Origin of the sequence: Rhodococcus sp. 14-1411-2a, from assembly GCF_002259485.1 — a bacterium.
Classification (GTDB): domain Bacteria; phylum Actinomycetota; class Actinomycetes; order Mycobacteriales; family Mycobacteriaceae; genus Rhodococcoides.
Map to the genome: position 1 here is coordinate 47941 of NZ_NPGA01000022.1, position 26359 is coordinate 74299.

General features: G+C 62.4%; 32 protein-coding genes and 1 pseudogene. 15 read left to right on the plus strand and 18 right to left on the minus strand.

Going from position 1 to position 26359, the window contains the following annotated elements:
• Positions 1 to 106: 106 nt before the first annotated feature.
• The 4 genes from CH291_RS25770 to CH291_RS25785 form a co-directional block, all read right to left on the minus strand.
• Positions 107 to 1054 (minus strand): hypothetical protein, encoded by a 948-nt coding sequence (locus tag CH291_RS25770; protein WP_094689002.1) that lies wholly within the window; start codon positions 1052 to 1054, stop codon positions 107 to 109.
• Between the two features lie 38 nt (positions 1055 to 1092).
• A complete protein-coding gene (locus CH291_RS25775) occupies positions 1093 to 1749 on the minus strand; it encodes a DUF6349 family protein (protein ID WP_094689003.1) in 657 nt (218 codons plus the stop codon).
• Positions 1749 to 1964 carry a hypothetical protein gene (locus CH291_RS25780; RefSeq protein WP_141214454.1) on the minus strand — a complete coding sequence of 72 codons (216 nt, stop codon included), beginning with the start codon at positions 1962 to 1964 and terminating at the stop codon, positions 1749 to 1751. Before CH291_RS25780 ends, CH291_RS25775 begins: the two co-directional genes overlap by 1 nt.
• Positions 1965 to 2087: 123 nt before the next feature.
• Complete coding sequence (locus CH291_RS25785) at positions 2088 to 2465, minus strand: hypothetical protein (protein WP_094689005.1); 378 nt, start codon at positions 2463 to 2465, stop codon at positions 2088 to 2090.
• Between the two features lie 110 nt (positions 2466 to 2575).
• Here CH291_RS25785 and CH291_RS25790 point away from each other — a divergent pair, with 110 nt between their 5' ends.
• Positions 2576 to 2794, plus strand: a complete 219-nt coding sequence (locus tag CH291_RS25790) for a helix-turn-helix transcriptional regulator (protein ID WP_094689006.1) — start codon at positions 2576 to 2578, stop codon at positions 2792 to 2794.
• A 102-nt stretch (positions 2795 to 2896) separates the two neighbouring features.
• Here the strand turns inward: CH291_RS25790 and CH291_RS25795 are convergent, their stop codons facing one another.
• From CH291_RS25795 to CH291_RS25805, 3 genes are all read right to left on the minus strand, one after another.
• A complete protein-coding gene (locus tag CH291_RS25795) occupies positions 2897 to 4549 on the minus strand; it encodes a ParB/RepB/Spo0J family partition protein (protein ID WP_094689007.1) in 1653 nt (550 codons plus the stop codon).
• Between the two features lie 90 nt (positions 4550 to 4639).
• Positions 4640 to 4924 (minus strand): hypothetical protein, encoded by a 285-nt coding sequence (locus CH291_RS25800; protein WP_094689008.1) that lies wholly within the window; start codon positions 4922 to 4924, stop codon positions 4640 to 4642.
• A 150-nt stretch (positions 4925 to 5074) separates the two neighbouring features.
• On the minus strand, positions 5075 to 5461 hold the full coding sequence (locus CH291_RS25805; RefSeq protein WP_094689009.1) for a hypothetical protein: 387 nt from the start codon (positions 5459 to 5461) through the stop codon (positions 5075 to 5077).
• A gap of 351 nt (positions 5462 to 5812) precedes the next feature.
• On the opposite strand from CH291_RS25805, the gene CH291_RS25815 reads away from it, so the two are divergent.
• From CH291_RS25815 to CH291_RS25840, 6 genes are all read left to right on the plus strand, one after another.
• Positions 5813 to 7297 carry a tyrosine-type recombinase/integrase gene (locus CH291_RS25815; protein ID WP_255175799.1) on the plus strand — a complete coding sequence of 495 codons (1485 nt, stop codon included), beginning with the start codon at positions 5813 to 5815 and terminating at the stop codon, positions 7295 to 7297.
• Between the two features lie 35 nt (positions 7298 to 7332).
• Positions 7333 to 9114 carry a hypothetical protein gene (locus tag CH291_RS25820; RefSeq protein ID WP_141214453.1) on the plus strand — a complete coding sequence of 594 codons (1782 nt, stop codon included), beginning with the start codon at positions 7333 to 7335 and terminating at the stop codon, positions 9112 to 9114.
• Positions 9111 to 11204: a hypothetical protein gene (locus tag CH291_RS25825; RefSeq protein WP_032386825.1), complete on the plus strand. Its 2094-nt coding sequence runs from the start codon at positions 9111 to 9113 to the stop codon at positions 11202 to 11204. The genes CH291_RS25820 and CH291_RS25825 overlap by 4 nt, the downstream gene beginning before the upstream one ends.
• Positions 11201 to 11635, plus strand: coding sequence for a hypothetical protein (locus CH291_RS25830; RefSeq protein ID WP_094610795.1), 435 nt, complete (start codon positions 11201 to 11203; stop codon positions 11633 to 11635). The genes CH291_RS25825 and CH291_RS25830 overlap by 4 nt, the downstream gene beginning before the upstream one ends.
• Before the next feature lie 711 nt (positions 11636 to 12346).
• On the plus strand, positions 12347 to 13456 hold the full coding sequence (locus CH291_RS25835; protein WP_094610794.1) for a matrixin family metalloprotease: 1110 nt from the start codon (positions 12347 to 12349) through the stop codon (positions 13454 to 13456).
• A gap of 160 nt (positions 13457 to 13616) precedes the next feature.
• Positions 13617 to 14114, plus strand: coding sequence for a hypothetical protein (locus CH291_RS25840; protein WP_008720607.1), 498 nt, complete (start codon positions 13617 to 13619; stop codon positions 14112 to 14114).
• A 359-nt stretch (positions 14115 to 14473) separates the two neighbouring features.
• On the opposite strand, the gene CH291_RS25845 is transcribed toward CH291_RS25840, so the two are convergent.
• The 5 genes from CH291_RS25845 to CH291_RS25865 form a co-directional block, all read right to left on the minus strand.
• Entirely contained in the window at positions 14474 to 15325 is an 852-nt protein-coding gene (locus CH291_RS25845) for a hypothetical protein (protein ID WP_052056697.1), read from the minus strand.
• A 65-nt stretch (positions 15326 to 15390) separates the two neighbouring features.
• Entirely contained in the window at positions 15391 to 15591 is a 201-nt protein-coding gene (locus CH291_RS25850) for a hypothetical protein (RefSeq protein WP_094689011.1), read from the minus strand.
• Between the two features lie 196 nt (positions 15592 to 15787).
• Positions 15788 to 16567: a DUF6924 domain-containing protein gene (locus tag CH291_RS25855; protein ID WP_052056699.1), complete on the minus strand. Its 780-nt coding sequence runs from the start codon at positions 16565 to 16567 to the stop codon at positions 15788 to 15790.
• A 71-nt stretch (positions 16568 to 16638) separates the two neighbouring features.
• A complete protein-coding gene (locus CH291_RS25860; protein ID WP_032385459.1) occupies positions 16639 to 17025 on the minus strand; it encodes a hypothetical protein in 387 nt (128 codons plus the stop codon).
• The gene (locus CH291_RS25865; RefSeq protein ID WP_008720157.1) at positions 17022 to 17222 is read right to left on the minus strand and encodes a type II toxin-antitoxin system HicA family toxin; all 201 of its coding nucleotides are present in this window, start codon (positions 17220 to 17222) and stop codon (positions 17022 to 17024) included. The genes CH291_RS25860 and CH291_RS25865 overlap by 4 nt, the downstream gene beginning before the upstream one ends.
• Before the next feature lie 198 nt (positions 17223 to 17420).
• On the opposite strand from CH291_RS25865, the gene CH291_RS25870 reads away from it, so the two are divergent.
• On the plus strand, positions 17421 to 17792 hold the full coding sequence (locus tag CH291_RS25870) for a histone-like nucleoid-structuring protein Lsr2 (RefSeq protein WP_032385460.1): 372 nt from the start codon (positions 17421 to 17423) through the stop codon (positions 17790 to 17792).
• 202 nt (positions 17793 to 17994) lie between these two features.
• On the opposite strand, the gene CH291_RS25875 is transcribed toward CH291_RS25870, so the two are convergent.
• Both CH291_RS25875 and CH291_RS26970 read right to left on the minus strand, forming a co-directional pair.
• Entirely contained in the window at positions 17995 to 18624 is a 630-nt protein-coding gene (locus CH291_RS25875; protein ID WP_052056700.1) for a hypothetical protein, read from the minus strand.
• Between the two features lie 471 nt (positions 18625 to 19095).
• Complete coding sequence (locus CH291_RS26970) at positions 19096 to 19239, minus strand: hypothetical protein (protein ID WP_176456965.1); 144 nt, start codon at positions 19237 to 19239, stop codon at positions 19096 to 19098.
• Between CH291_RS26970 and CH291_RS26975 the strand changes: the two genes are divergently transcribed.
• Complete coding sequence (locus tag CH291_RS26975) at positions 19238 to 19567, plus strand: DUF1003 domain-containing protein (protein ID WP_176456964.1); 330 nt, start codon at positions 19238 to 19240, stop codon at positions 19565 to 19567. The genes CH291_RS26970 and CH291_RS26975 overlap by 2 nt on opposite strands.
• Positions 19568 to 19594: 27 nt before the next feature.
• The gene (locus CH291_RS27470) at positions 19595 to 19843 is read left to right on the plus strand and encodes a hypothetical protein (protein WP_371828738.1); all 249 of its coding nucleotides are present in this window, start codon (positions 19595 to 19597) and stop codon (positions 19841 to 19843) included.
• Here CH291_RS27470 and CH291_RS25890 read toward each other — a convergent pair.
• Entirely contained in the window at positions 19770 to 20501 is a 732-nt protein-coding gene (locus tag CH291_RS25890) for an FAD-binding oxidoreductase (protein ID WP_170949168.1), read from the minus strand. The two genes, CH291_RS27470 and CH291_RS25890, sit on opposite strands and share 74 nt — an antisense overlap.
• Positions 20498 to 21091 (minus strand): molybdopterin-dependent oxidoreductase, encoded by a 594-nt coding sequence (locus CH291_RS25895; RefSeq protein ID WP_032385462.1) that lies wholly within the window; start codon positions 21089 to 21091, stop codon positions 20498 to 20500. The genes CH291_RS25890 and CH291_RS25895 overlap by 4 nt, the downstream gene beginning before the upstream one ends.
• 409 nt (positions 21092 to 21500) lie before the next feature.
• Between CH291_RS25895 and msrB the strand changes: the two genes are divergently transcribed.
• From msrB to CH291_RS25910, 3 genes are all read left to right on the plus strand, one after another.
• Positions 21501 to 21974: a peptide-methionine (R)-S-oxide reductase MsrB gene (gene msrB, locus CH291_RS25900; RefSeq protein ID WP_032385463.1), complete on the plus strand. Its 474-nt coding sequence runs from the start codon at positions 21501 to 21503 to the stop codon at positions 21972 to 21974.
• Complete coding sequence (gene msrA, locus CH291_RS25905) at positions 21971 to 22531, plus strand: peptide-methionine (S)-S-oxide reductase MsrA (RefSeq protein ID WP_032385464.1); 561 nt, start codon at positions 21971 to 21973, stop codon at positions 22529 to 22531. Before msrB ends, msrA begins: the two co-directional genes overlap by 4 nt.
• An 87-nt stretch (positions 22532 to 22618) precedes the next feature.
• A complete protein-coding gene (locus CH291_RS25910; RefSeq protein WP_170949169.1) occupies positions 22619 to 22963 on the plus strand; it encodes a TetR/AcrR family transcriptional regulator in 345 nt (114 codons plus the stop codon).
• 38 nt (positions 22964 to 23001) lie between these two features.
• Here the strand turns inward: CH291_RS25910 and CH291_RS25915 are convergent, their stop codons facing one another.
• A complete protein-coding gene (locus CH291_RS25915) occupies positions 23002 to 23706 on the minus strand; it encodes a TetR/AcrR family transcriptional regulator (RefSeq protein ID WP_032364248.1) in 705 nt (234 codons plus the stop codon).
• 203 nt (positions 23707 to 23909) lie between these two features.
• Here CH291_RS25915 and CH291_RS25920 point away from each other — a divergent pair, with 203 nt between their 5' ends.
• Positions 23910 to 25385, plus strand: coding sequence for an MFS transporter (locus CH291_RS25920; protein ID WP_373455169.1), 1476 nt, complete (start codon positions 23910 to 23912; stop codon positions 25383 to 25385).
• Between the two features lie 16 nt (positions 25386 to 25401).
• On the opposite strand, the gene CH291_RS25925 is transcribed toward CH291_RS25920, so the two are convergent.
• Positions 25402 to 25956 carry a PaaI family thioesterase gene (locus CH291_RS25925; protein WP_032364186.1) on the minus strand — a complete coding sequence of 185 codons (555 nt, stop codon included), beginning with the start codon at positions 25954 to 25956 and terminating at the stop codon, positions 25402 to 25404.
• Positions 25957 to 26198: 242 nt separating this feature from the next.
• Between CH291_RS25925 and CH291_RS27295 the strand changes: the two are divergent.
• Positions 26199 to 26318, plus strand: a pseudogene (locus tag CH291_RS27295) (transposase); the annotation flags it as partial.
• Positions 26319 to 26359: the final 41 nt, after the last annotated feature.

A 26359-nucleotide genomic window follows, 5' to 3' on the forward strand; every position in this document is an offset into this window, starting at 1 on the left:
CAGTCGTAGTCGACGGTTGTGTTCGTTGTTGTGTCGTTGATGGGTCATGTTGCCAGGTGGTGCCGACACACTGCTGGGTGTCGACACCACCGGGGCCGGGTTGGGGTCAGCTGGTGAGCTGTTTGCGCGTGGTGGTCTCTATGGCGATCTTGACGTTGTCGTAGATGCGGTCGGGGACGGTGACAATGCCGACCGCGAGTTCCTCGACGGTGCGTAGCGCAGTCTCGCGTTCCTGCCCGGTGGCCGAGGTGTCGAGGGCGATACCGAGTGCGCTGCGGATCCGGCGAACGGTTCGTTGGCCCTCGACGCTTGTCACGCGCAGCCCCATGGTGCGGGCGTAGCCGTCGGCGCTGCGCCAGGCGGTACGTGCTTTCTGCGCAGCGACGGCGAAGGCCTGCACGCGCTCTGCGGTGTCGGGGCACTGTTCGGGCCGGACATCGTTCATGGCGGCAAAGGCGTCGATGAACGCTGCGGTGCGCGGCTCGGTGAGGTCGTCGAGCAGGGGCCTGATGAAGATGGAGTACGGGTCGGCCAGGTAGGCGGCGTAGGCGTCCGCGACCTCGCTGTAGACGGCGTGGGCGGCGGCGTAGTCGGCTTCGAGTGCCTTCTTGGCGTTGCGTCGGTCGACGACATGGCTGCGGGTCCGAACGCTCAGGTACGCGGCCAGCGCGAGGGCAAGCACAACCACGACCATCCCGACCAACGGAGTCCAGTCCATCGGAACGTCGGGTGCGGCATCGACTATCGGCGGTGCCGGGGCGGCTGCCGGAATCGCGAGCGGGTCGGCGGACGGGAGATCCGTCGCCTCCTCGGTCGACACCGGCAAGAGGACCACTCGGACTGCGGTGGCGGCGACGGCAACGAGGAGCCCTCCCCCGCACATTTGCGGGGCTGTCCTGGCCTCTCCACCTGACATGCGGGACCAGTAGAGCGTGGCTCCGCCGTAAATCATGCCCGCGATACCGAGCGCGGTGCATCCCCACAGGACGTACGACAGGAACACTTCCAGATCGGCGGTATAGGCGAGAGGCGGCTGAGGTATCGGGTTGTTCATCGGAGATGGGGCCTTTCCGGCTCGGTGGGGCATCAAGATCAGGAGTGGCGGGCGAGGTGTGCGTCAGCAGAGGCGGCGGCGACGTCGTAGCCACCCCACGGTGAGCGGTTCGGGACCGAGCGCAGGCCGATGGTGTCTCCACGTCGGGTGATGACGGGCCATCCGGTGGGGCGTTCCCCGACGACCTCGATGACCTTCGCTGCCCACACCTGGTCCTTCTGCGACGGTCTGCGTTCGGGGATCACGGTCGGGAGGTCGTCGATCCAGCCGGGGTGGGCGTGATCGAGGGCGTCGCAGACTGCTTCGTGTTCGTCGGCGCGGTTCTCCCCTTCCCACGGGCAGCCGGTGCACGCGCCGCGGTAGAGGTCGCCGCCGACGCACTGACATGGAGCGTCCCTGCTCGTGTCCGGGCACTGGCAGTCGAGGTCCGCTGCGATGCAGGTTGGTTGGCAGGTGTCGGTGGGTGTGGTGGGGTCGCAGATCCCCGGTGCGAACGCGTGGGAAGCGGCGCTCGAGCCGTGCCGTCCCCAGGTGGTCGCCCAGGTCTCGAATTCGGCGATGCGAGCTGCCACCCCTCGGGTGGGGCTGGCGAACAGGATCGGGATGCCATGGCGGTCGACGCGGCTGTTCTGCACCTCGGCTTCGGCGGCGGCGAGCACCTCGAAGATGTCGATCTGGCCTACGGTCTCGGCCATCACCGCACGCCCAGCTCGGGGCGGGTGAGGGACTGCAGGGCGAGCGAGAGTCGTACGTCGCTGGCATCGAGGACGACGGGGTGGGTGCGGCTGTACCAGGCACCGGGTGCGTCGAGGATGGCGGTGACCTCGACGCGGCCTGCGGGCGCGGTGCGGTAGCCGAGAATGTCGACAACCGTTCCGTCGAACTGGGTGTCGAGCGAAATCAGTTTCATTCCAACTCCTTTGAGGCGGCGGCGCGTGGGCATAGTGGGCGCGGTGAGGGTGGCGGTCATGAGTACTCCCCAGGTCGGGTGGAGAAAAGATGAGGGAGAGAGGCGCGGGCTCTGTGCAGCTACTCAGACCGGCAGGGCCTGGCAGTCGGTGCATTCCCAGCGTCCGCCGGTAGAGGTGCAGGTTCGCCGCTCGTTGCAGAGCCAGCAGATCTGGTTTCGCTTGCGGGCCGAAACCTGCTGCGCCGCAGCCACGGTCGCGGCCTGCGCTCGGTACTGGTCGCGGGTGCTCGCGTCGCGGGCGGCGAGGTCGGCGCGGACCTGCTCTGGGTCGAGGTCAGGACCATCGGCTCGCACGGTCAGCATGTCCCCGAACGCCGCGCGGCAGGACTGGCACACGTCCCCCGGCACGGCAACGGGGGTAGCACAACCGGGCAATGCGCAGTCATCGAACAGCGTTGACTGCCAGTCACATTGGTGTGATTCGGTGCGTGTCGTGGCCATGCCCCAACCTTACAGTCTGAGACTGTAAGGTGCAAGGTGCGGAACCAAAGTCCTTACAGTCGGAGCCTGTAAGGTCAGGGCATCGCCAACCACGACCCAGGAAGCACCCGATGCCCGACGAACTCACCACCGCCGACGTGCTGGCGCTGATCGAAGACAAAACCGGCAAGGCCATATCGACCAAGACGTGGTCGTCGTACGTCGCGCGCGGGCAGGCCCCGAAACCGGCGCGACACCTCTCGCGCACGCCGCTGTATGCGCGGGAGGACATCGAGCAGTGGATCACCGACCGGCCAGGGAGCGGTGCAAGGACCGACCTCCGACCGTGACGAGCGAACCCACCAACCCCTCGATCGTCAACATCTCTTGACGAACAGGAAGGGCCCCTGCCATCGGGTGATGGTCGGGGCCCTTCTGTTGTTGCGGTTCGATCAGGCGTCGTCGTCGACGGCGGCGTAGGCGGTGTCGACGGTGATGTTGCCGATCGCGGCCTGTTCCACCGGGGTCAGGGTGTGCCCGCTGTCGGCGAGGAAGGTCAGGTAACTGTCGATGCCGACCATGCCTCGGTAGTGCTTGGAGGAGAAGCGCCAGTAGTCCTTGGCGTCCTGGGGGCCGGTGAGTCGGGCCTCGAACGCGGTGAGCACGCGAGCAAGGAGCAGCACCTCGGCGCGGGCGGCGGTGGCACCGTCGACCTTTCGGGTGACCTCACGTAGGGAGGAGCCCATGATCTCGGCGTACCGCTCCGAGCACTTTGATTCGGTGAACACATCACCATGGGTGGACAGGGTGGTCACCATCCACTTGGTGGCGTTCTTCGGGACGTCCTTGCGTGAGAGCAGGCCGGTGAGGAACGTACGCCGTGCCTCGGTCGCGGTCGCTCCGGCGCGATTGAGTGCCTTGACCTTTCGGCGTTCGGCCCGCTCTTTCTCGATGCGTTCGGCTTCGGCACGGGCCGCTTTCCGCTGCGCCGGGGTCAACCCGTCCTCAGCGTCTCCACCACCCTCTGTGTCGGCGGCGGCGATCTTCTCGGGGGAGAGTTCGAGGCCGGCCGCAGTCCGTCTGTCGTGATGGAGGAAGAACTCGTGGCCCCAGGCGGTCACCTTCTCGACCGTGTTTGCGTGCCGCAGCTCCTCGTACGCCTCGGCCTCGGCCTCGTCATCGCCCTCGGTGTCGAAGTCGATGTCGTCCTCGTCGACTTCCTCGCGGGTGGTCTTGTCGACCCAGATGATGCCGGTCTCGTGGACGTGGACGTGCCACAGGTGCGGTGCTTGCTCCGGGGCGTCGGCCGGGACTGCCGCGCCGTCGGCGGTGCGCAGGTCTACGAGGGTGTACCACTCCCCCTCGCTGGTGGACGGTTCGTCGTGGAGCAGGGTGAAGCCGCGCGCGATGTAGTCGGCTGCGGCGGCAGTGGTCTCGGCGCGTTCGTCGATGCGGCGCTGGAGGGTGGCCAGGCGGTACTCGAAGCCGAATCTGTTGTCGAAGATCTGCTCGATTGCCTCGGTGATCCACGGCTCCGTCTGCGCGGCGTCTTCGAGATCGGCCAGAATCGCGGCCCCTTCGAGGGTGAGCTGACGGTCGTCGAGCTGGCGGCGAGCGCGCTCGGATCTCCCCGCGCGACCGGCCTTTTCGACGTAGGCCTTGGGGACGTGCAGTGCTGTCGCGACCTTCTGCACGTTCAGACCCAGGTCGAGCAGGCCGGTGACGGCGGCGGCGCGTTGCCCGGTGGTGAGGTCTTCGCGCTGATCGTTGGATACGACCTGCTCGGTGATGCGTTCGATGCCTGCGGCCTTCTCGTCGTCGGACTGCTCCCGGACCATCACCGGTATCGAGGTGAGACCGGCTTCGCGGGCCCCGAGAGTTCTGCGCTGTCCGTCGTGGACGACCAGGGTTCCGTCGGTGCGGCGGACCGCCGAGACGGCCTGGAGGACACCGTGGGCGGCGATGGAGGCGACGAACTCGGGGTCGGCGGTGATGTCGACGCCGTCGCGGACGTTGGCGGTGATGTCGAGGTCGTGCGGGTCGGCGTGGACGAGGGTGTAGCCGGTCGAGGTCGGTGCCGATTGTGCAGCCGTGGCGATGGTCATGATGGCGGTCTCCCTGGTTAGTGTGTGCAGGTGAGGCACCGGGCAGATATCAGCTGCCCGGTGCCTCGCAGGTGGAGGGTCGAGCGAGGGTCAGCGGTCGGCGGTCTTCGCGACAGGTAGTTCCCAGATCGGATCTTCTGCACAGGGGGCGCTGATGTCGACCCAGCGCCCGGTGACCGCGTATCCGCGGCGGTCGAGCAGCACCTGCGCCATGTCCGGGGTCCAGTCCATCGGTGCGTGCTCCTCGATGCCGGTCGCGTCGATGTACTCGACCTCGATGCCGCCCCGTCGGATGGACACTCCCAGGCCGCGTTCGGGGCGTTCGTCGCCGTATTCGGAGGTGACTGCTGTGAGGTCGCGCTGCGTTTCTCCCATGCCCCTAACCTTACAGTCTCAGACTGTATAGTCAAGTGCTGCAACGTATTTCGATGCCAACGCGCAGGGGAGCTGATTCGTTGCGGGTTTCGAGAGGTGGCATCGCGCACACTCGGATCGCTTACAGCGCAGGATGATCGAGCCTGCGACTCACGCCGGGTCGGTGCGGCGGGTGGGGTTCTCGATGCGAGGGCGCAGATTGTAGGTGTCGTACCACTGCTGTGCGGCTTGCTTGCTCATGCCGAGGATCTCGCCGATCTTCGACCACGGCACGGGTCGCTCCTGGCTGCGGAGGCGTCCGATGATGGCGTAGCGGTCGGCGATCATCGTCGAGGCGAGGAAGGCGTTGATCTCGAGTGCGTCGACATCGGAGACCGCGTCGTCCATGCGTCGTTGGGCGTTCGCGGTCCACGTCCCGGCGTCCTTGCGCCCCTGCTCGCGCACCATATCGGCCAGGTCGACGTCGACGAGAGCGTCCTTGTACTGGACGTAGAGCTCCGTCAGCTCGGTTGCGGTGAGGGCCTTCTCCGATTCCATAATCGTCAACATATCTTGACGCTCTCCATATCGTCAAGATATGTTGACGATTGGTCGAGTGTCAGTCGACGGGAGTCGCTGCCTCGGCAGGGCACCACTGGCCTTCGAGACGAAGAAAGCCTTTACCGTTACCAATGGGGATGTCGAAGCTCAAACAGCAAAGCCACTGTCCCCGTGATGTTTTCACCCACGCCGAGAGCAGACCGGGGACCTTGACGTCCATTGCCAAACCTTCGGAACGGATTTTGAGAGGTGTCCCGTCACGGAAAGAGCCGCCTCCGGACGAACCTGCAACGGTGAGCGCTATGTTTTGTGCACGGATGGACAGATGTCCACGTACTGTTGCCCACCATGCCGAAACCTGGTTGGCGTGTTTGTATCACTCCACACGAGTTGGTGCCGCGGCCAGCGGTTCCGGACACAAATTTGGAGTGGCCTGGGTTCGCGCGGCCAGAGTTGGTGGCCGGCACGCCGTTCCTCATCGACCCGGTATTCGAGTACGACGTCGAACTAAATGCCTTCTTCAGATCAGTCGATATGCAGACGAAGGCGCGCAACACCCAGGTGGGCTACGCCCGCGATCTAGCCGCGTTTTTGAACTTCGTTGCTGTCTCACGAGACAGAACTCGTTGGCGCGACGTCAACGAGGCTGACCATCTGGCGTACTGGCGCTGGCGCAGGATCGACCCCCAAGGGCCGCACATACAAGGTGCGACATGGGACCGAGAGGTTGCCGCAGTCGACAAGTTCTACCAATGGCAGGTCCGCGCGGGCCACATATTGACAAACCCTGTGCCGCACAGAGTTCGACAGCCAACACCGTTCGGCGCGGGCTTCGTCCGTCATGACTCTTCGACCACAACACCGGCAACCTACTCGCACGATGCCGCGACGGATCGTATCGAGTGGCTCCCACCCCAGTCCTACCGTTTGTGGCGCGATGTCGGGATTCGCGGATATCGCGCCGACGGTGTCCACGACACCGGGTTTCGCGGTCGCTGGGCGGCGCGCAACGCGTCATTCTGCGACTTGATGGTGCGCACCGGGATGCGGTTGTCCGAGCAAGCGGCGCTGACGGTATTCGATGTGCCCGCAGCTCGCAGTCTGGGGGGCTATCAACGTTTTTGGTTGCCGACGGCCATCTCCAAAGGTCGTTCGGCCCGCCGGGTCTACGTTCCTGAATCCGTGATCGCCGACCTGATCGGGTACGTGACACTCGATCGCGCGGAGGTCGTCGACCGCGCACGCGCCTGCGGACGGTACGAACAGGTTCGCCGCCCGCTCGTGATCCCTGATCCGCATTCGCCGGTCGTCGTGCAGACTCGGTCCGGTCTGAGATCGACCGTGAAAGTTTCCAACCTCGATGCCGACGAGCGCCGCCGTTTGCTCATCGACGGGCCCGATGGTTTGACGCCGGCCGCGTTCTGGCTGTCGGAGTTCGGCACCCCCATGGCGGTCTCGACCTGGAAAGACATGTTCGCAGTCGCCAACACACGGTGTCGTCGAGCAGGAGTTCCTCTGTCTGCACATGCTCACCTCCTGCGGCACACGTTCGCGGTGGTGACTCTGGAACAGCTTCAGCGCGGACATATCAGCGCGATGACTGAGATGACTGCCGAACAGCGAGGGCAATGGACACAGATCTTCGGTGACCCTCTGGACTGGGTGCGACGTCGGCTCGGGCACCGCTCCGTGGTGACAACACAGATCTACTTACACGCGCTGTCGGAATTGGAAATGGAAACGCGAATGATGTTGGTGCCCAACACATGGGAAGATCCCCGCGACACTCCACTCGATGTCTTCGACGTCGCCACTGAGAACAAAACGCAGTGAGCGGTCGCGGCAGTACCGGGACCGGGCGCCGCGCGATGCTCCCATCTGGCCCGTACACACCGACCGAAGGCGAACACGCCATCGCCTCCGGCCTCACGGTCCGATTCGATGGTGAAGACGGCCGGACTCTGCTGGTGGACGTCGCGAAGATGGCGCTGCCCGGTTGGCACACGGCAGTTGCAGAGGCTCTGGCCCTTGCCCTCGGGGCGACGGGACGCAGCAGGACGCTCAGCTCAGCGAAGGGACTGGTTACGAGGGTGCGATCCATGCTGCGATCCCTCTCGGAACTGCGGGATCCGCCGACCGGACCACCGTTGCTGGAGACCGCCCACCTCCAATCTGTCTACAACCAGCGCAGAGTAACGCAGAAGGACGTCTACGCCTGGCGAGGCATCGCACTTTTCGGACAGTTCCTGACGTTGCCACCGCTGGTCGATACGGTGAATTCATCAGTGATCGACTACACCTGCCGCCAGATCGGGCAGACCCGGATTGGCCAACCTGGCTACTCGGACGGAGAGTTCGATCGTATTCTCTCAGCCGCTCGGTCTGACATCACCGCATTGCGCGATCGGATTCGACTCTCGGAAGCTGCAATAGGACAAACGGGTGAACGGGAAGGCTTGGAGGGCGACAAAGAGCTCGTCGCGATTGCGGAATCAGGAGTCGTACCCCCGAGCCGGAGCTTCAGCGCGCACGTTGTCAGACTGGAGCTTGCGAGCCGGCTCTATATGACGATCCGGGACCTCGCGCCGATGCTCGTGTTGATGGTGGCGCTGACCGGCCGCAATATCGAAACCATCAAAGAGCTCCCCTGGGAACACCGAATCCTGGAGACACGCGCCGTCGAAGTTCGTGTCATCAAACGCCGCCGCGGCAATCACCGATGGTTCGAGACCGCGACGTGGGAGATCGGGCCACCGGGTCGCGAACTGCACTATCCCGGCGGTCTTTACCTACTGCTACACGAACTGACCACTCGCAGCAGGAACACTTCTGGCAGCGCATCCGTTTGGTCGATCTGGCGTAGCGGCCACAACACCGGCCTTCGCGGTATCGAAGAACATTTCGACCCATTCGCTCGCGAACTGACCGCGACAGCAATCAACCTTGCCGGATGGCGCACCCGGCATTGCCTCCACGCTGACGTCGTCGACGGAACGCCCCCGGCTCCGCTTGCGGTCACCGGCAACCGGATCAAGACCACGGCAGACGTGCGCCGTACCAAACAGATCGGCGGTCACCTCCCGTCCGCTGCCCGGAGCAACACCATCCCGGTTCTGTTCCGGAACTATCTACGCGGAGACCCGACAACACAGGAATGGGCACACACCGTTGTTGCGGCTGCCGTCAGCGACGCCGAATCGAGCGCTCTGGCAGCACACAGACGGGCGCTGCACGTTGCAGGAGGCACACTGAACGTGCAGCCGGAACGCTCCGCCACCGATCCCGATGGTGAAACCCCGTCGACGCATGCAGACGCAGCCGATACCGCCTGGTCAGCGTGCCGGGATCACGACCACCATCCCGCCACCGGGAGAAGCTGTCGCGCATCGTTTCTCGACTGCTTTCACTGCGGAAACTGCGTGGTCACACCGGATCACCTTCCTGGACTGCTCGGATTGCTCGATGCGCTGGCGGCCCGCCGCGATCAGCTGTCGGAGGCCGATTGGTGGGTCCGATACGGACCGACGTGGGCGGCCATCCGCCATGACGTTCTCTCGAAGTTCAATCGGTCCGAGATCCTGGCGGCAACGGAGATCAAACCCACCGATGCACTTCTCGATCTCGTCGAATCACCATGGGAGCAAACATGACCAACGCCCACCCTCAACCGTCGACGTCGCATCCGTTCGACGAACGATGCGTATTGAACGGGCGGCCGGTGCGCCCGGAGACAGAACTCAGCCGAGCTTCCCGATTCGTAGACGACGTCTGGGATCTCAGTCCAGCTTTCTTTCAGCAACATCATGTTGCTCTGATCCTCGACTTCACATCCGTGCCATCTGTCTATCGCACCGTGGCCAAAGAACTTTTCATCGGGCTACTGGGCGGGCCTGCACCCGCCAGAGGACGCGGCTTACCGAAGGTAGCAACGATTGCCTCGATGTTGCCCACGCTACGCCACTTCTTCTCCTGGCTCGCCTCGCGACCCAACCTGCGCCAGCCGCTGCTATCGGAGTTGCAACCTTCCGATTTGATTGCGTACCAAATGCATTTGCTCGCGACGCAACCCACTCTCACGGTTCGTGATCGCTATCGCAGTTCGGTTCGGTCGCTCTATCGCTACCGCGGACTCATGGTTACCGATCAGCTGACTTTCGACCCGTACCACATCGATGGTTGGAGCGAGTCCGGCGACAGGAGCGGACCAGACAACGCGACCGCCAGAATTCCGGAGGCGGTGCTCGGACCCCTACTCACATGGAGTCTGCGATTCGTCGATGAGTTTGCATCGGACATTCTCGCGGCAGACCGCGAGTGGCGACGAGTTCGATTGGGACAAGGGTCAATTCCGCCCAAGACGAGACGATGGGTCAAGGAGGAGCTGGACCAACTCATAGCTGAATACCGTGCCGCGGACCGCCCACTACCGGGGCATAACGGACAACCGAGCATTCGCCACCTGTCCCGCATGCTTGGATGCGATCGCACGACCTTGCGGACCTACCGCCACCTCATCGAAGACACAGCTCGACTGGTCGGGGTCGACAACGACGTCTCGTGTGACGTGGTGATCAACGGACGGATCAACGGGTCCCCCTGGATCGACCGCATCCTGTTCAATCGACGTGATCGTCAAGCCGGGATCTTGCACCTGCTGTCGGCGCTGAGCGCAGCCTGCTACGTCATTATTGCGTTCCTGTCCGGCATGCGTGACAGCGAGATCAAGCATCTGCAGCGGGGCTGCATCAGCGTCAAACGTGACCCTCACGGCAGGCCCTACCGGTGGATGATGACCAGCCTCGCGTTCAAAGGTGAACGCGACCCCACCGGAGTGCAAGTGACCTGGGTTGTCGGCGCTCCGGCCGCCCGCGCCGTGGCGGTCCTCGAACTCCTCCAACCCGGTAACGAAACCCGGCTGTTCGCACCCTCAACTCATGGCACCGCAGTGCGGATCGGCAAAACCGCCGCCCACGTCAATTTGACCAAGACCACGAACGACCACATCAACAATCTGGTGTCCTGGATCGACGGCTATTGTCGCGCACATGGTCTCGCAGAGAACATACCGGCTGTGAATGCCCAAACCTGGCGGCTGACAACCCGCCAGTTCAGACGAACGCTCGCCTGGTTCATCGCACGCCAACCCGGCGGATCCATTGCCGGAGCAATTCAATATCGCCACCAAGCTGTCCAGATGTTCGAGGGCTACGCCGGCACATCGGATAGCGGTTTCCGCGCCGAAGTCGAGTCAGAGGTGGCCCTTGCCCGAGGGGAGGGTCTGATGGCAATGATCGATACCCATGAACACACCGATCTCGTTGGACCCGCCGCCGACGAAGCCCGCCGACGTCTGAGCGAGCTCGAGTCGAATATCCGATACCAAGGACAGGTCGTCACCGACCGGCGTCGGCACGACCGCTTGATACGCCGATTCGACCCAGCAATCTATCCAGGCCGATACGCCACCTGCGTCTACGATCCGGACAAGGCACTGTGCACACGCGCACAGAACCTTTCGGGCCAGAACGCGCCGACGCTCGGTGATTGTCGACCGCTCGAATGCCGCAACGTCGCGCTCACCTCAGGCAACCTCGACGAGTTGCGTTCGGAGAGCTCCGATATCGAGCGCGAGCTCGAACGAACACCGTCGCTGCCTCCGTTGCTGCAGCATCGACTACGGCAACGGAGTGAGCAGATAAATCAGTTCGTCGACCGACACGATCCGAACTCAATCCGATGAGTAAACGCATCGACCTCCCGAGCGAGCAGGACGTCCGTCGAGTGATGACAGAGCACCTCGAAGACGCAGCATCGGCCGGCGGCCGCGCCACTGTCATCGGCCTTGCCCGTCGACTGGGTCTGTCCAACGCAACCTTCTGGCGGCACTACCCCGCTATCGCTGCCGAACTCAGAGCCGCTTCCGTCGCAGCTCCCGTCGCCACACGGCATGACGACCGGACCGAACTCCTTGCCTCCAACAAGCGCGTGCAACGAGACAACGCGGCGCTGACTCAAGACCTCACCCTCGCACTGGCCGTCATCCAGCGGCTAACACTCGACAACCACGCCCTACGGAAAGAACTGGAAACAACGTCAGGGGTGATCTCCCTGCAGTCACGCTCGAACTCCGCGGACGCTGTCGTGGGCGCGTGTGGCCGGCAGGACCGCTAAGCCTCGATAAAGCTGCAAGATACTGGCGTCGGGGAGGAAGTATCCTCTGACCAGAATTGATTCGAGTTCTCACACAGCGAATCAGACCAGACCACCGAGTATGTTCACCGCTGTCCTTTTTGAGATGACTCGTTCAGCTTTTGACGTCGGACGGCAGATACACCAACGACAATGCTTGCGATCCCAGCCATGAGGACAAGCGTTGACAGCGGGTCAAATTCATGAGTCTCCACACGCGTGTCAAAATCCTGTGCAGCGCAACGCACGACGACCAGCGGTAGAAGGGGACGACTGGACTCGACGTCGACAGCCCCCGGATAAGCATTCTCGCAAATCTCTGAGGCCGAGCGACCGAGCCCAATCTGGCTGGTCGCCCCAAAAGCAACACCAACGAGCAAGACGCCGACTAGAACCAGCAGGACAGCTGGCCGTAGCCACCGAGAACCTGTATTGCTCATGCGTTCGAAGTCTAGCCGCCGTCGAGTTGGCGGCGGTCACGGTGACCGAATTGTGACCAAACTCGTGTTCGCGTGCCTCTCCAACGGTGGGCAAACTGACCGTACTGTTCGGTTCGTCCTTGATGCCCTTCACTGTGGGAGCTCCATGAAACCGAGCAGGTTACCTCTCAAGTCGCATATTGGCGATCCAAGCCCATTGATCAATGTCCGCTTCAGGCAGCATCGGACGCGAAACTAAATTGTCGCTCGAAGAATGTCACTTATCGGTGCGTTAATTACATCCCTTGCATTGCTAGTTTCTACACCTGGCGTTGCGAACGCCGATCAATTTCGCAACAACCAGTGGGTCCTCGGCTCCATCGAACGCGAATTTATCGATTTCCTTTCGGGCGCTAACCAATACGGCCAAGGCGGCACCTCGAGTATCGGAGAACCCACCAGTGGCGAGCTCTGGGCAGGAAACAGCAACGAGGGGCGGTGGCAGGAATTCGGGTTCACGAATCGCATTTACTGGTCGCCAAATGTCGACCCAAATAAAGGTCGTCAAATCGGCGGCTTGATCATGAACAAGTGGCTCAATTTGCCATCGCGTCAGTACAGAACGTATGTCAACGGCCCGTATCAATACGAGAAGCGAAGCGACGAACGTGGACGACTCGGCTACCCGGTCACACGTGAGAGCCCTGCTTCGGGCGGGCGATACAACAACTTCCAGGGCGGCGCGATTACATACAAGTTCGGAGCCACATCCGCCTATGCCACCTGGGGGAACATTCGCGATCAGTGGGCTGCGCAGAATTACGAGCTTGGACCCTTGGGCTTCCCGAGCAGTGATGAGTACCTGTGTCAAGATGGAACAACGTCCAATGATGGTTACGAGTCATATGGCGCTTCCGGACAGAACTTCCAGAACGGCCAGTATCTGACGTCAGGACGCAAGCCGCCGACATTGGGCTACAGCTCGGTCCTCTTCTCCAAACTCACCTATCAGTCATCTTCCCAATACACGACCGCAATTTCGCAGGCATCCACTGCTTGGAATGCACTTGGGAGCGTCCAGGTTACCCCCTATGACCCTGTGAACCCGACGCTCACTAATGTGGAAATTTCCGACGCCAACCGTCCGGACGTCACATGGGCCGGGCTATACAGCAACACCGACTTTGGGGTGGACACTATTCAAATGAATACAGCGAAGCTCGGTAACGCCAGTAATCAACGGAACGTTATGACACACGAGATGGGTCATGCGCTCGGTTTGGCGCACAACTGCAAAAGTCAGCTGATGGATCCGATTTCAAACTCATCGGTTTTTGCGCCGCAGTTCATGGATCAAGCCGCCTACCGTCAACTCTGGGGATGACATGATGAAGGTCAGAAGTTTAGGATCAAAGTACGGCAGGGTGGGCGTTGCGAGCTTATTCGCCTGCATTGTATTAGTTGGCTGCAGCACTTCGGCAGGCACGCAACCTGGAGATGCTGGCGCGACTGCCAGCGTGACTACGCGCACACAAGCAGTGGAAATGGACTCGGCTTTCGATGTGACAGACCCTCAGCAGCTTGCCGGTTGGGCCGACGCGGTCTTCGTCGGAACAGTGATTGAGCAAGTCGGTACGAAGGCAGTTGGGCCGTTTCCCGAGACGCAGTTTTCTGTTGAGGTGCTTCAGACCCTAAAGGGTGACGTCGCGGGCCAAATACTCGTCAATCAGCAAGGCGGGTATGGCACCGACGGTACGTTGTACTTACTGGACGATGACCCACTGATCGAGCCGGGAGCAACATACCTTATGTCGGCTGGCTTCTTGCCGTCCGAAAACTGGTACACGGTCGCTCCACGCGCGGGCAAAGTGACGTTGTCAGCAGAGGAAGTTGCTGCCGTCAGCGATGGAACTGCGCGGCGATCAACCGATGAGCCAGCGCCGGTCGCAACAATGCGAGATGCCATCGACAACGAGATTCCGTTCGATCCGAACCGCGAATCGGAGCCCGTCAGCTCCGAACCGCCAGTGCCACCAAGGTAGGTGTGTGTGACTTCAGTCGACTGGACCGGAAGCTGATCTTCACGTCCCACCAGTGCAGTTCGGGGGTGTATGCCTTATTCCCGAACTGCACTGACGTTTTAGCCTGTCTTGGCTGTCGACGGGCCAAATCCTCATCCGCGTTGGCTCCGCTACAGCGGCAGCTCATGGTCCGAGCCTGATTCGGGCAGGTATCGAACCTCGTTGGTGATGGCCCGAAACAGCGGGAGACTAATCGGATGCACAGTGGTCAGAGGCAAACCCCGTCTACAATATGTTGACCAGGACTCTCCGAGGTGGATCGACGATGCGGCGCGTGGGGGGATCGAAGCTCACGGGCCAGTTCTCGTACAGGTCGGGGGTCATTGTGCGACCGCCAATCGGTGCGGCCCATGTTCGGCGACTGCGTCGGTGACCGCGGGGGCCCAGCGCAAGCCGTGTTCGCCGAACATCGGTGCGGTGAGGGTGTAGCGGCCTGTGCGCTGGGTGATTCCGCGTCCGTGGACGGTGGTCTCGAGGGTGATCGAGCCGATGCGGCCCCTGCCTTGCTCGATGCCGCCGTAGCCGACCGGCCGAGAGAAAATCGTCAGATCGAGACCAGGCATTCGACCGTCCGTGATTGCGAATACCCCTGCGTGAGTTCGGTTTCGGGCCAGCAGGGCACGTGCGCGGGTCGGCGGTACGTCGCGACCGTGGACGGTGCTGATGACCAGATCGATCCCATCGATGCAGATATTGGCGGCGTCGAGAGGGTCTGCTTGACCGGGGTCGATCAGGGCGATCTTCGACAAGTCCCCGCCGTGTTCGTGGACGGCGAGGAGCCCGAACTTGGGTTGACCGATCAGTGCGACGTGGTGGCCGGCCGCGGTGGCGGTGGCGACGAGTCCGACGAGAATCGATCCGGCACCGGTGATCGACAGGGCCGTTCCGCGGGCCAGCGCGCCGCGTGGCAGCAGTTCCGACAGCGGCATGGGCACCGGCAGGGTTTTGAGGGTTCGTGAGCGCACGGGGCCGCTCAGTGCCCGTTCATCGCCGTCGGTCGCGGCGGCCTGCGCGTTCGGCTGCGAGGGGGCGAATGCGGGCGAGTCGTCGGAGTCGGTGGGTGCGTGGTCGCGGCGTCCGGGGATCGCGGCCATGCTGCGGCGAAGAGCGGCGAGCTGTGCAGCCTTGTCCAGGCTGGTCAGGTCGGGAATCGTGTCGGCGATACCGGCCATGAGTGCGACCTTTCGCCGAACGGATCAGTGCCCTCAATCTATGCGAACATACGTTCGATGTCGAACTACCTGCGTGTGCCCGAAGCTGGCCCTGGTTCGCGAACCCTAGCGGCGTTCGCGAGGTGGTCGAGGGAGAGTTCGGGGTCGGCCGTCAGGTGGCGATGTTCGGCGAACAGACGCCTGACGTGATCGAGGTCCGCGCGCACGGCCGGGTCGTCGGGGTCGTAGCCCTCGTCGATGATGGCGGCGCGTTCGTCTGGGTCCATGTCTAGTTCGACGCAGCAGCGCCGGGCGCGGTTCCCGTGTCGTAGATCAGGTCGTCAGAGCCGTCGTAACGGAGGCGCGCGAGTTCACCATTTCCTGATCCTGCTCGCCGTGGCGAGCCGGTCCCTGGCTAGATTCAGGGACCGGCGCGCCCCTGGTGTCTTTATGGCCGCTCATAAAATCCCGTGCGGGCGGCGGTCACGACGGATAGATCACTTTCATGGCGGCCAGCAAGCTCAGACTGTCCGAGTCCAGGTAGATGGACCAGTAGCTGTCGACGAGCGCGAAGTGGATTCCCAACCCCGAGCCGCCCCGAGCAAGAACCTGAAGGGTCTCGTCGTATCCGATGGTCAGTTCCGAGTTGTAGGTCCCTCCTGCAATCGCGTCGTACCTGTCCCGCAGATCGGTGACGACCATCGCCGGCCAAACCGGTACTGACCTTTTTCTCAGATCCTCTCGCAGTTGCTGGACCGTCGGCGAGTCGTCTGCGTTGTCTGCTGCGGCGATCAAATCCTCGCTTCGGACCTGCGGCTTTTCTATAGTTTGCACTGCTCCGGCACCGCGGTACACCCCATCCAGGTCCGCGCCGGAACGGAGGTCGTCGAAGCTCAGATTTGCGATAGACAAGTTGTTCTCGATTACCGCAAGCCTGCTCGGTACAACCCGAAAAGTAGCTGCCTCATCGTCCGGATCGGCACTTGTATCCACAACGAGCACTGGATGTTCCGGCTCGTCACATGCCCGCTGGTCGACTACGAAGAGATAGTCCGGCGGCGGAGATTCCACCAAGCCGACAATGCGTGACACCGACATGTCGGCAAACTCCGGGTCGTCGACCGTCGTCAGAAAGGCTTGAGCCTCATAACCACTGTCTTGCACGTGCGACGCCTGGGCATCTCGCGCAACCTGCGCCCAGGCACCGTCATCGCCGAAGTACGTACGGATGAGCAGGGATTGGCCCTCTGGCAGAGTTGGCATGGCACCGACTCTAGTCGTTCACAACCGTGAAACCGATGCAGTTGCGAGGGACCGAACATTCGATGCTCAGGTCAATTGTTGACGAGTTGGCTGGCTCGCTGAAATGTCACGCCGAGAAGCGATCCGATATCTCGGACGGGTACCTGAGCGGTGGCGAGCTTCTTCGCGAAGGCCTCGGTGCTGGCTTTGACGCGGGCTTCGTCCTCGGCCAGACGTGCTCGCTGTGTCGCGATCTCGGCGATGTGGACCGCGAGATCCTCTCCCCCGGGTTCGAGCTGGATGTGCTGCTCGATCTCGACATCGGCGAGGGCGACTCCGGTTTCGAGGGCGATGAGTTCTTTCGCTGCGGTGTGGACATCGTCGATGCGACGGGCTTGAGTGAGGGCGTCGAGTTCGGGGACGGCGATCATCCACCACTTGCCGTCTCGGGTCACCGACACCGTGTAAGTTTTGCTCACTGCTGTGCCTCCTTCATGGCTGCGAGGATCTTGCGGTAGACACCGGGCGAGATCGTCCGGTGCCCATCGGGCACAGTCACTTTGACTGCGCCGTCGGCCGAGACCCACGTGCTGTGCGATCCGACCGTGCGGACCGAGGTGAACCCGGCCGCTTTGAGGGCCTTGACCACTTTCCGCGTGGGCTGCTCGGTAACCATGACTTTAGTCTAGTCGATTGGACATTTTCTAGTCAAGTCGACTAGACGAAATAAGGTCGAGTAGCGGTGGCGTGGTCGACACGGGAGGAAGTGCCTATTACGCATTTCCTCATCTGGTGCATCTGCCTGCGGGTTCGGTCTGGTTAGAGTGGCAGTCGACAGCAATGTGTTTCCATTCGAGAGAGGCCGCATAGAACCGTGGCGAAAAAAATATTCACCCAATTGGTCGACGATATCGACGGCTCGGTCATCGACGACGAATCAGGCGAGACAATCGAATTCTCCGTCAACGGCGTCGACTACCTCGTAGACCTGAAGGCAAAGAACGCCAGCGAGTTTCACCGCAAGATCGGCTACTACATCGAGCACGCGACCCGCGTCGGCGGGCGTAAGCGTCGGCACTCCCCCACCTCCACGGCTCCATCTGCTGCACCCTCGAACAGCGGGGCCACACGTAATCCGGCTCAGACCAGAGCTGTCCGGCAGTGGGCCGCAGACAACGGTTACGAGATCAGCGATCGCGGCCGCATTCCCGCTGCTATCGAAGACGCATTCAACGCTGCACACTGATCATTACTTCAGGATCACCGCGCGAACTCGACGGTGTATCCGGCCTGACCGTCGATCGACAGGCTGTACTTGCACACCACCGAGCGTTGTCATGTTCGAGCCTTCCTTCCTTCGCAACTACGGATACGCCGTCATTTGCGGGCCCCGCTCCTGCAGACCCCCGCTTGAATGCCAGCAGACGAAACGAGGTGAAGTTCACCGATCAGTCAGCCGCGGGCTTGGGGAACCTGGGAACAAACTCCCGCCGGAATCGGCGCAGCCTCTTCACAAATGTCGAGATGAGAATAAACGCAACAAAGACGGCGACCATGACACCGGTGACGATCTGCAGCCAATCCGCGGCACCACAAATGGTCGCAATCACCACTGCAATCACGCCACTGATCATGGAGTTCACGACTCCGACGATGACGGCGGATCCGCCGAACAGATGAAGGACTCCGATGCGCCGTCCGAAACCGTATGTCTGGAGGAGACTGGCCCAATCATCGTGATACCCGGTGACGAAGTACGGCTCGAGGCCAGGCAACAGATCTAGGTACGCGTGCCGCAGACGGTTCATACCAATGACTAACCAAAGATCTTCGAGGTCAGCTTCTAGCAACCTCGTGTACGTCGACAACCCAACTAACAAAACCAGCGGTAGAACGAGCGAGGCAATGACTCTGAAATTCTGCCCGAATCCAGTTGCCTGGACCATCAACGAAAGGGCAACGACGGATGCCGAGACAATCGCCAGGAACGTTCCCGTGCGACTGAAGATTTCCTGCCAGAGTGCCCCCCGAGCGGCGAGAAGGCTCCAGTGCTCGACGCCGAGGATCTGGGCGTTCAAGGCGTCGGGGCCCCTATCCGCAACTGGTCGAGGCTCAGGAAAAGGTGGCGTAGCCGGGTTCTTCATGTCGTCCTAACAGGTCGAATCGAAGGCCAGCTTCCTGCCCGGCTCAGTGCGGCAACCGTGCGATCGCGGGCAAGGGTCGCTGGGCAATGTCATGAGGTTACGCCGCCGCGCAGTGACCTACCGGCTTCCGGCCCGCAGATCTTCGAGGCGATGCAGACAGTACAGAAACTTGGTGCCACGAAGCCGAACATAACAGAATTTGGACTTGACGGTCCACAAAAAGCTGGCACAGTAGCTTCCGCGTGCAGGCAGTCGAAGAGTCGTTCACTGCGGACGAGAGCGCACCGGAAGGACTGCAACGATGAGCGATGAGCGGCCAGAGGAAACAGGCCGACGGTCACCGGAAACCGTCACCCCCGCTGAGACTGCCGGTATTCACGGCCACGAGATGTCCGGGCACTCCGGTCATGCCGTCGGCCGAGAGATGTTCGCGTGTCCGCACTGCGGGCACCAACTCAGCATGTTCAGGGAGTCGCGGTCCAGCCCCGGAGACAAGGCTGCGGCGTGGGTGGCCGGCGTCGCCGGATCCTGGCCCTTCCTGCTGATCATGTTGCTGTCCATCTTTGCGTGGTTCGTGATCAACGCCATCCGGCCGATCTTCGATCCGGAGTCGTCAGCCATGCTCGACTATCTGGGAACGGTTCTGGCGATCATTGCTGCCTTGCAAGGACCGCTGATCCTGCTTTCTCAACGCCGCGAGTCCGATCGTGACCGCGCGCGAGACATCGAGACCTTCGTGATTTCACAGAACACCGAGGCCGACCTGCACTCGATCGGTTCCGCGGTCACCACCGCCCTCGAACAATGGGAACGAGATCGAGCCTTACATGCTTCGGTCGAGCCTGAACGCACTTGTGAAGGTGATGACTGCAAATAGGAGACGGACAGTTGCCCTTCCGGATCAATGGCCAACGAGCCGCCGGTCCCTCCGGAGACGGCCCGGCAGGATCTGGCCGACGGCTTCGACGCGTGGCAGCGCCACTTCTCCGACGGTCTGCAGCGAATGCAGCGCTCCGGTGAACTGAGGCAGGAGGCCGATACCGACGACCCGGCGACGTGCCTGTTTGCATCGACTCGAGTCACGAACTGCCGCCGAATCGTTCGGTACGGATCCGCGCTGCATCGTGGCCGAGGTCGACAAGCCACCCGGTGACGGCTTCCACGAACGGCGATGGCCCGCAAACGAATACGCGCGGAGACCGTGATGCGGCGAACGTCCGCTCGGCGATCGTATTCCGGGTCAACCGCCCGCCCTCCTGGAATCCAGGTGCGGACTGTCGGGTGTGCACGATGTCGACGGTAGTTCGTGTCAACCCTACGAGCTCGTCGGCGAACATCTCGTCTCGCGGACTGCGGACCGAGTACAACAACCGACAGTCGGAGCTGTCCGCCTCGCGTTCGCGTGCGGACGCAATCGCGAACAACGGCACGACTCCGGATCCGCCCGCGATGAGCTGGATAGGAGAGCGGTCGGTATCGGAGCGGGACCAGACGAAAAAGCGTCCGAGAGGTCCTTGCACCTCGACATCCTCACCCTCCGCGAGGTGACGTACGAGAAACGGTGACACCTCGCCCGTGGGCAGTTCCTGGACCATCAGAACCACGCGAGTTGACTCACCCGAGGACGCAAGAGAGTAGGACCGAGACGCCTGGTATCCGTCCGGTGCCGTGAGCCGGACATCCACATGAGCTCCGGCGTCGTTACCGGGCCACGTCGGCACATCCAATTCGAGGCGCACGGCCGATGGATTCTCGAAACGCCGACTGATCACCCGCCCGAGATGCCACTGGACGCCGCTCGAGGTTGTCACGAGTAGCGCTCTTCCCGCCATGGGTCGCCCCGAAGGTGGTAGCCGTTCTGTTCCCAGAACCCCGGTTCGTCCGAGGGCAACATCTCCATTCCGAGAACCCACTTCGCGCTCTTCCAGAAGTAGAGGTGGGGCACCAGGAGTCGGGCCGGACCGCCATGTTCGGGTGTGAGTGGTTCTCCTTCCGCCTCGGTGGCTATCCAGGCCTGCCCATCGAGGAGATCTTCGAGCGGCAGGTTCGTGGTGTAACCGCCGGAGCTATGAACCATCACGTAGTCGCAGCTGGTCTCGACATCGTCGAACAACAGGTCCAACGAAACACCCCGCCAGGCCATGTCCAGCTTGGTCCAGTGAGTGACGCAGTGAATATCGGTGACGATGTTCTCGACGCCCACCTTCTGCAGCTCATGCCAGTTCCACCGGTGTGCGACTTTGTCCTCGGTCGTGATCGTAAAGCTCCATTGGCTCTCGTCGATTGCCGGCGTCGGTTCTATCGAGAGCACCGGCCAGTCGTGGGCGAGGGTCTGCCCGGGGGGCAGTCGAGCGTCGGTGGACCTTCGCTGATTTCCGAAACCACTGTTGATAACTCCCACGACTGCACCTTTCCTCGGGCATTCACTACCGCGGCCTACGCGAACGGAACCGAAAACTGTTTCATATCACCGAGCGTCGAGTTGGACCGGAAGTCTGGAGTCGTGCTCCGACAGCCGTGTCGGGGAACGGTTGAGCTCCTCGGCGAACGCCCTCGGCGCGGGTCCTCGCGCAGCTCACGGTCCCCTTCCTGTTTAAGTACCCAAATATGGACTTTGGGGTCCAGTTTTGTGACTGGAATATATCGGAAAACCTAGGACTTTCGCGGCGAATATTGCTTTTCCAACGGGTTTCTCACTTTCGATCCAGCCTGGAGCTTACGGCAGATAGCCAGGAATATCTGGACCCATAGGTCCGTTAAACGATACGATGGCGCGGCCGCCGCGCCATTCGCAAGGAGGAGCCCACGTGATGACGAACGACTACCGCAAGACTCCTGAGTCGGTCAGCCGCCTCAACGACATGCAACTTCGGGTGACGCAGCAGGGCGGGACCGAGCCGGCGTTCCGCAACGAGTACTGGGACCACCACGAACCGGGCATCTACGTCGACATCGTCTCGGGTCAGCCGCTGTTCTCGTCCACCGCCAAATACGACAGCGGCACAGGATGGCCCAGTTTCACCGCCCCCATCGACGCCGCCGCCGTTACGACCGAGGTGGATCGGACATACGGGATGAGCCGCACAGAGGTGCGCTCGGCAGGTGCCGACAGCCACCTCGGGCACGTGTTCCCTGACGGACCGAAACCCGGCGGCCAGAGGTACTGCATGAACTCGGCCGCAATGCGCTTCGTACCCGCTTCCAGGCTGGTCGAAGAAGGGTACGGCGACTTCGCCACGTTGTTCGACACCGACCAAAATTCCTCGAACGGAGCGGCCTCATGACCAACGAGATCAACAACACCGAGACGATCACGAGCGGCGCGACAGCGGAAACGGCCGTCCTGGCCGGCGGGTGCTTCTGGGGGATGCAGGACCTGATCCGCCGTCATCCCGGGGTACTCGGGACCCGCGTCGGATACACCGGCGGACATAACGAGCATCCGACGTATCGCAACCACCCGGGCCACGCCGAAGCCATCGAGATCGTGTTCGCCCCCTCAGAGACGACCTATCGCGACATCCTGGCGCTCTTCTTCCAGATCCACGATCCCACCACGCTGAACCGACAGCGAGGCGACCGCGGCACCAGCTACCGGTCCGCGATCTTCCCCGTCACACCGGAACAGGAGCGGATCGCCCGCGACACGATCGCCGATGTGGACGCGTCGGGTTTGTGGCCAGGTAAGGCGGTCACCACGATCGAGCCGATCGGCCCTTTCTGGGAGGCTGAGCCCGAGCATCAGGATTACCTGCAGAAATATCCGAACGGCTACACCTGCCACTTCCCCCGCGATGGTTGGGTGCTGCCTGATCGGAGTTCGTCGGGCGCGGGAGCGTAGCGGTCGTCCGGTCGGGCGCGGGCCATCTTTCGGCCCGGCCCGGCCGCGAAGCCCTGATCTCGACACCGGTGTAGTTAGCCTGGGGAGATGACCGACAGCGTTAGCGGCTCTCGCCCGCGCCGCTTGACCACGCGCGGTGCCGCAACGAAGGCACGAATCGTCGATGCGGCCGATCAGTTGATGTACGAGCGCGGTGTTGCTTCCACGACCCTGGCCGACGTCCGGGCCGCGAGCGAAACCTCGAAGTCACAGCTCTACCAGCACTTCGCCGGAAAGCGCGCACTTGTGTTGGCAGTCGTCGAGGTCCGCGCCGACGCAGTGCTGTCTGTCAGTTTCAGAAGACGGCTGCACGATGTCAGAAGTGCACTGCAGTGCAACTCCGAGTTCTCGAGCACACGTCCGGCCTTATCCAGTGAGCGCTGCGATCCCTGACTGGATAGCGCATTGATGGTGAAATTTCCCATCAAGTTTTACTGGCCGTCGGTGAGCTGCGGGTCTAGCGCCGCGGCCGGCCATGGACGGCTGTTGTCGCGCGAAGTGCTCGATCGGACACTTGCGGCATGGGCGGCGAGAAAGTTGTCGACGATTTGGATGCAGTCGTCGGCGTGGATGTGGCGCAGTCCTGTGAGGCGAGCGAACACTATCGGTCCGAGGAGCTGAATGAGGGCGAAGGTGGTGTCGATCTCGCCGAGCACAGCGCGAGCGTCAGGCGCCGTCAGGATCTGATCCAGGGACCTGCGGTATTGCTCTATGACACGGGCCCGAAGCGAGACCACCGCGCCAGGATCGAGATCGCGCCGGCTGGCGTCGCCGCTGTTGACGGGCCCCATTGCCAGCCAGGCCAGCGTGGTCATCTGCACCGGAGCTTGGTCGATGAGGTCGGCTTGGGTGGTGAGCAACGAAATCAGACGTTCACGTAGCGGACCGGTATCGATATCGGTGTCGACTGGGGGTAATAGTCGCTCGAAGGTTGCAGCGAGCAGGTCAGTGGTACTTCCGAAATGTCGGTACAGAGTGGCACGTGCAACCTTCGACATGCGGGTGACCGCCTCCACGGTGACCGCCTCCACACCGCCGGTGGACAGCAGCTGACCGGCCGCTTCGAGTAACCGGTTACGTGAGCGCGCCAGCCGGGGGTCGGCCGAGCCCTCGGTTGCAACGAGAGGGTCGACCATGAACGGGCTCCGCTCCATTTGACTGACAAGACATGTCCTCGATTGATCATTCTGTCACACCCGCAGAGTTGTGATACTAATAGTCTCGAACCGAGACGATCAGTCTCGAACTGGGAGGCTGGCCGTTGAACGAACGTAGATCCGACTCTGCCAGCGTCGCTCGATGGAGCGGTGCCCAGTGGTGGATGTTGATTGTGTCGTGCATGGCAGTCGCGTTGGTGGTGGCCGCAATGGCAGCATTGTATTCAGCGTTGCCCCAGATCGCGGTCGCGACAGGGGCGACGCAAGCCCAACTGACCTGGATAGTCGACGGTTATACGTTGGTTTTGGCGTGCTTCGTTCTGCCTGCCGGTGCGATCGGTGACCGGTACGGTCGCCGGGGGGTGCTCGTGGCGGGGTTGGCGTTGTTCGCTTTCGCGTCGGCATTGCCCTTGTTTCTCGCCGACCCGGCGTGGCTGATCGCTGCTCGCGCGTTGGCTGGGGCGGGTGCGGCGCTGGTCATGCCCTCGACGCTGTCGATACTGACCGCGGGATTTCCACCGGCGCATCGCGGCCGCGCTGTAGGTGTGTGGGCCGGGGTTGCTGGATCCGGGGCGGTCCTGGGCATCCTCGGGGCTGGTGTGCTGCTCGAGCAGTGGTCGTGGACCTCGGTGTTCGTCGGGTTGACCGTCGCCGGAGCGGTTCTGGCCGGGTTGGCATGCAGTATCGCGGAGTCCCGCCAGCAGGAGCATCCACCGGTCGATTGGGTGGGCGCGGTGACCGTAGTTGTCGCGGTCGGGGCGATCGTCTTCGCTGTGATCGAGGTTCCGGCCCGTGGCTGGTCGGATTCGCTCGTCGCCATCAGCACTGCGGTGGGCTTGTTTGCGGTTGCGGTGTTCGTCGTCGTAGAACTACGTTCCTCGGCACCCCTACTCGATGTCCGGTTGTTCGCCCGCCGTGGTTTCGGTGCCGGCGCGCTGTCTGTCTGTATCCAATTTCTGGTGACCTTCGGGGTGTTCTTGCTGTTGGTGCAGTATCTGCAGTTGATTCTCGGTTATGGACCGCTCACCGCCGCGTTGGCGTTGACCCCTATGGTCGTGCCGCTCATCGTGATCTCGGTGATTGCACCCTGGCTGTCGAACATTGTTGGGCTGCGGGTGATGACCACTGTAGGTCTGCTCACCATCGCGGCGGGACTGGTGATGGTGAGCAGACTGACCGTCGCGGCGACTTACCCTGACCTGCTGTGGCCCTTGCTCATCATGAGTGCGGGTTTGGGGTTGTGTACCGCCCCTGCGACTTTCGCCATCGTCTCGGACACTCCTGAGGCCAAGCACGGGGTGGCTGCCGCGGTCAACGACGCAGCTCGCGAAATCGGTGCCGCGATTGGGATTGCGGTAGCCGGTAGCGTGCTCGCGGCCGGTTACGTTCAGCACATTCAGCCGGCTCTGCCCCAGCTACCCGAGCCTGCCCGTGGTCCGGTGGCCGATTCTCTGGCCGCCGCGTTACAGGTCGCCGACCGCGCAGGACCAGCTGGTCAGCCGCTGGCCGAGTTCGCCAGCGCCGCATTCGTACACGGAAGTGGTCAGGCGACACTGTCGTTGGCGGCGCTGACCGCCGCTGGGGCACTCGTCCTCGCCGTCTTTGCGCCAGGTAGACGCAGCCGTACGACAGCCACCGCGGGTGATGGACGTCGGTGAAGGTCGGCCAGGGTGTCTATTCTTCGGTGTGATTCGTGTCCGTGGCCCGGAGTTGGGCTCGGGCTTGGGACTGCATGAAGTGTTCGACCTCGACCACCACGAACAGGGCAGTAGCGGTGGCTACCGAGCGGCCCTGCGCATCGTCCATCGTGGCCGTGAGATCCAGTTTGCGCCCATCACGAGACCGAACGGCAGCACGCAATACGTATGGAGTGCCGAGCAGAACCGGCGCCAGGTAGTCGAGCTCGAGACGCCGCGTCACGGCGAGCTCACCCACTGTGTAGAGCAGGAAGCCGAACAGATCGTCGAGAACGGTCGCCACCGCGCCTCCGTGTGCTATCCCGGGTGCCCCGACATGACGTTGATCGAACACATGGTGAGCCACCACGCCGTTCTCGTCACGCTGGACCGACAGGGCGTGGCCGTGCGGGTTCTGCGGCCCACAACCAAGACAGTCGGGGTGGTGGGGCGGTAGATCAGGCGAGTCGAAACTCGTGCTCCAGAACGAGCGCGCCCAGTTCTCGACAGCCGGGCCGGCCGACCCGCTGACCTCGTCCGGAACTCTTTTCATGGTCGGACCTCTCTGTCGTGAAAAAAAATTGTGCCGAGTCTGTCGCGTCATCGTGCGCTCGGCCTGCACCGCTGTTAGTTTCGATAGATAAACTGCACTATGTCAGAAGTGAACCGCGCGTTGAAAACGTCGGCGAGGTTGCAGATGAGGGTCATCCACCCCGCAGCCCAGTGGCTGGCGTCGTGATCTGATCGGCCCAGGGATTCGGACACTAGACCCGCTTGGAATAGGGATCTACAAGCATGAGCAGATCGCGTCGATCTTTCAGCACCGAGTTCAAAGACGAACTGTGCCGAGAGGTCATCGACTCTTCCAAGCCGATCAGTGAGGTCGCCAGGGCGTACGGTGTCGGCGACGACAGCTGCAGCACAGTGCGATGCGCCCCGTGTACCGCGCGCCATCG

Coding starts and splice junctions, on each gene's coding strand:
- CH291_RS25770 (WP_094689002.1), bottom strand. CDS start 1,054: ATGAACAACCCGATACCTCAGCCGCCTCTCGCCTATACCGCCGATCTG.
- CH291_RS25775 (WP_094689003.1), bottom strand. CDS start 1,749: ATGGCCGAGACCGTAGGCCAGATCGACATCTTCGAGGTGCTCGCCGCC.
- CH291_RS25780 (WP_141214454.1), bottom strand. CDS start 1,964: ATGAAACTGATTTCGCTCGACACCCAGTTCGACGGAACGGTTGTCGAC.
- CH291_RS25785 (WP_094689005.1), bottom strand. CDS start 2,465: ATGGCCACGACACGCACCGAATCACACCAATGTGACTGGCAGTCAACG.
- CH291_RS25790 (WP_094689006.1), top strand. CDS start 2,576: ATGCCCGACGAACTCACCACCGCCGACGTGCTGGCGCTGATCGAAGAC.
- CH291_RS25795 (WP_094689007.1), bottom strand. CDS start 4,549: ATGACCATCGCCACGGCTGCACAATCGGCACCGACCTCGACCGGCTAC.
- CH291_RS25800 (WP_094689008.1), bottom strand. CDS start 4,924: ATGGGAGAAACGCAGCGCGACCTCACAGCAGTCACCTCCGAATACGGC.
- CH291_RS25805 (WP_094689009.1), bottom strand. CDS start 5,461: ATGGAATCGGAGAAGGCCCTCACCGCAACCGAGCTGACGGAGCTCTAC.
- CH291_RS25815 (WP_255175799.1), top strand. CDS start 5,813: ATGCCGAAACCTGGTTGGCGTGTTTGTATCACTCCACACGAGTTGGTG.
- CH291_RS25820 (WP_141214453.1), top strand. CDS start 7,333: ATGCTCCCATCTGGCCCGTACACACCGACCGAAGGCGAACACGCCATC.
- CH291_RS25825 (WP_032386825.1), top strand. CDS start 9,111: ATGACCAACGCCCACCCTCAACCGTCGACGTCGCATCCGTTCGACGAA.
- CH291_RS25830 (WP_094610795.1), top strand. CDS start 11,201: ATGAGTAAACGCATCGACCTCCCGAGCGAGCAGGACGTCCGTCGAGTG.
- CH291_RS25835 (WP_094610794.1), top strand. CDS start 12,347: ATGTCACTTATCGGTGCGTTAATTACATCCCTTGCATTGCTAGTTTCT.
- CH291_RS25840 (WP_008720607.1), top strand. CDS start 13,617: ATGGACTCGGCTTTCGATGTGACAGACCCTCAGCAGCTTGCCGGTTGG.
- CH291_RS25845 (WP_052056697.1), bottom strand. CDS start 15,325: ATGGCCGGTATCGCCGACACGATTCCCGACCTGACCAGCCTGGACAAG.
- CH291_RS25850 (WP_094689011.1), bottom strand. CDS start 15,591: ATGGACCCAGACGAACGCGCCGCCATCATCGACGAGGGCTACGACCCC.
- CH291_RS25855 (WP_052056699.1), bottom strand. CDS start 16,567: ATGCCAACTCTGCCAGAGGGCCAATCCCTGCTCATCCGTACGTACTTC.
- CH291_RS25865 (WP_008720157.1), bottom strand. CDS start 17,222: ATGGTTACCGAGCAGCCCACGCGGAAAGTGGTCAAGGCCCTCAAAGCG.
- CH291_RS26975 (WP_176456964.1), top strand. CDS start 19,238: ATGTTGCTGTCCATCTTTGCGTGGTTCGTGATCAACGCCATCCGGCCG.
- CH291_RS26970 (WP_176456965.1), bottom strand. CDS start 19,239: ATGATCAGCAGGAAGGGCCAGGATCCGGCGACGCCGGCCACCCACGCC.
- CH291_RS27470 (WP_371828738.1), top strand. CDS start 19,595: ATGGCCAACGAGCCGCCGGTCCCTCCGGAGACGGCCCGGCAGGATCTG.
- msrB (WP_032385463.1), top strand. CDS start 21,501: ATGACGAACGACTACCGCAAGACTCCTGAGTCGGTCAGCCGCCTCAAC.
- msrA (WP_032385464.1), top strand. CDS start 21,971: ATGACCAACGAGATCAACAACACCGAGACGATCACGAGCGGCGCGACA.
- CH291_RS25910 (WP_170949169.1), top strand. CDS start 22,619: ATGACCGACAGCGTTAGCGGCTCTCGCCCGCGCCGCTTGACCACGCGC.
- CH291_RS25915 (WP_032364248.1), bottom strand. CDS start 23,706: ATGGTCGACCCTCTCGTTGCAACCGAGGGCTCGGCCGACCCCCGGCTG.
- CH291_RS25920 (WP_373455169.1), top strand. CDS start 23,910: ATGGCAGTCGCGTTGGTGGTGGCCGCAATGGCAGCATTGTATTCAGCG.
- CH291_RS25925 (WP_032364186.1), bottom strand. CDS start 25,956: ATGAAAAGAGTTCCGGACGAGGTCAGCGGGTCGGCCGGCCCGGCTGTC.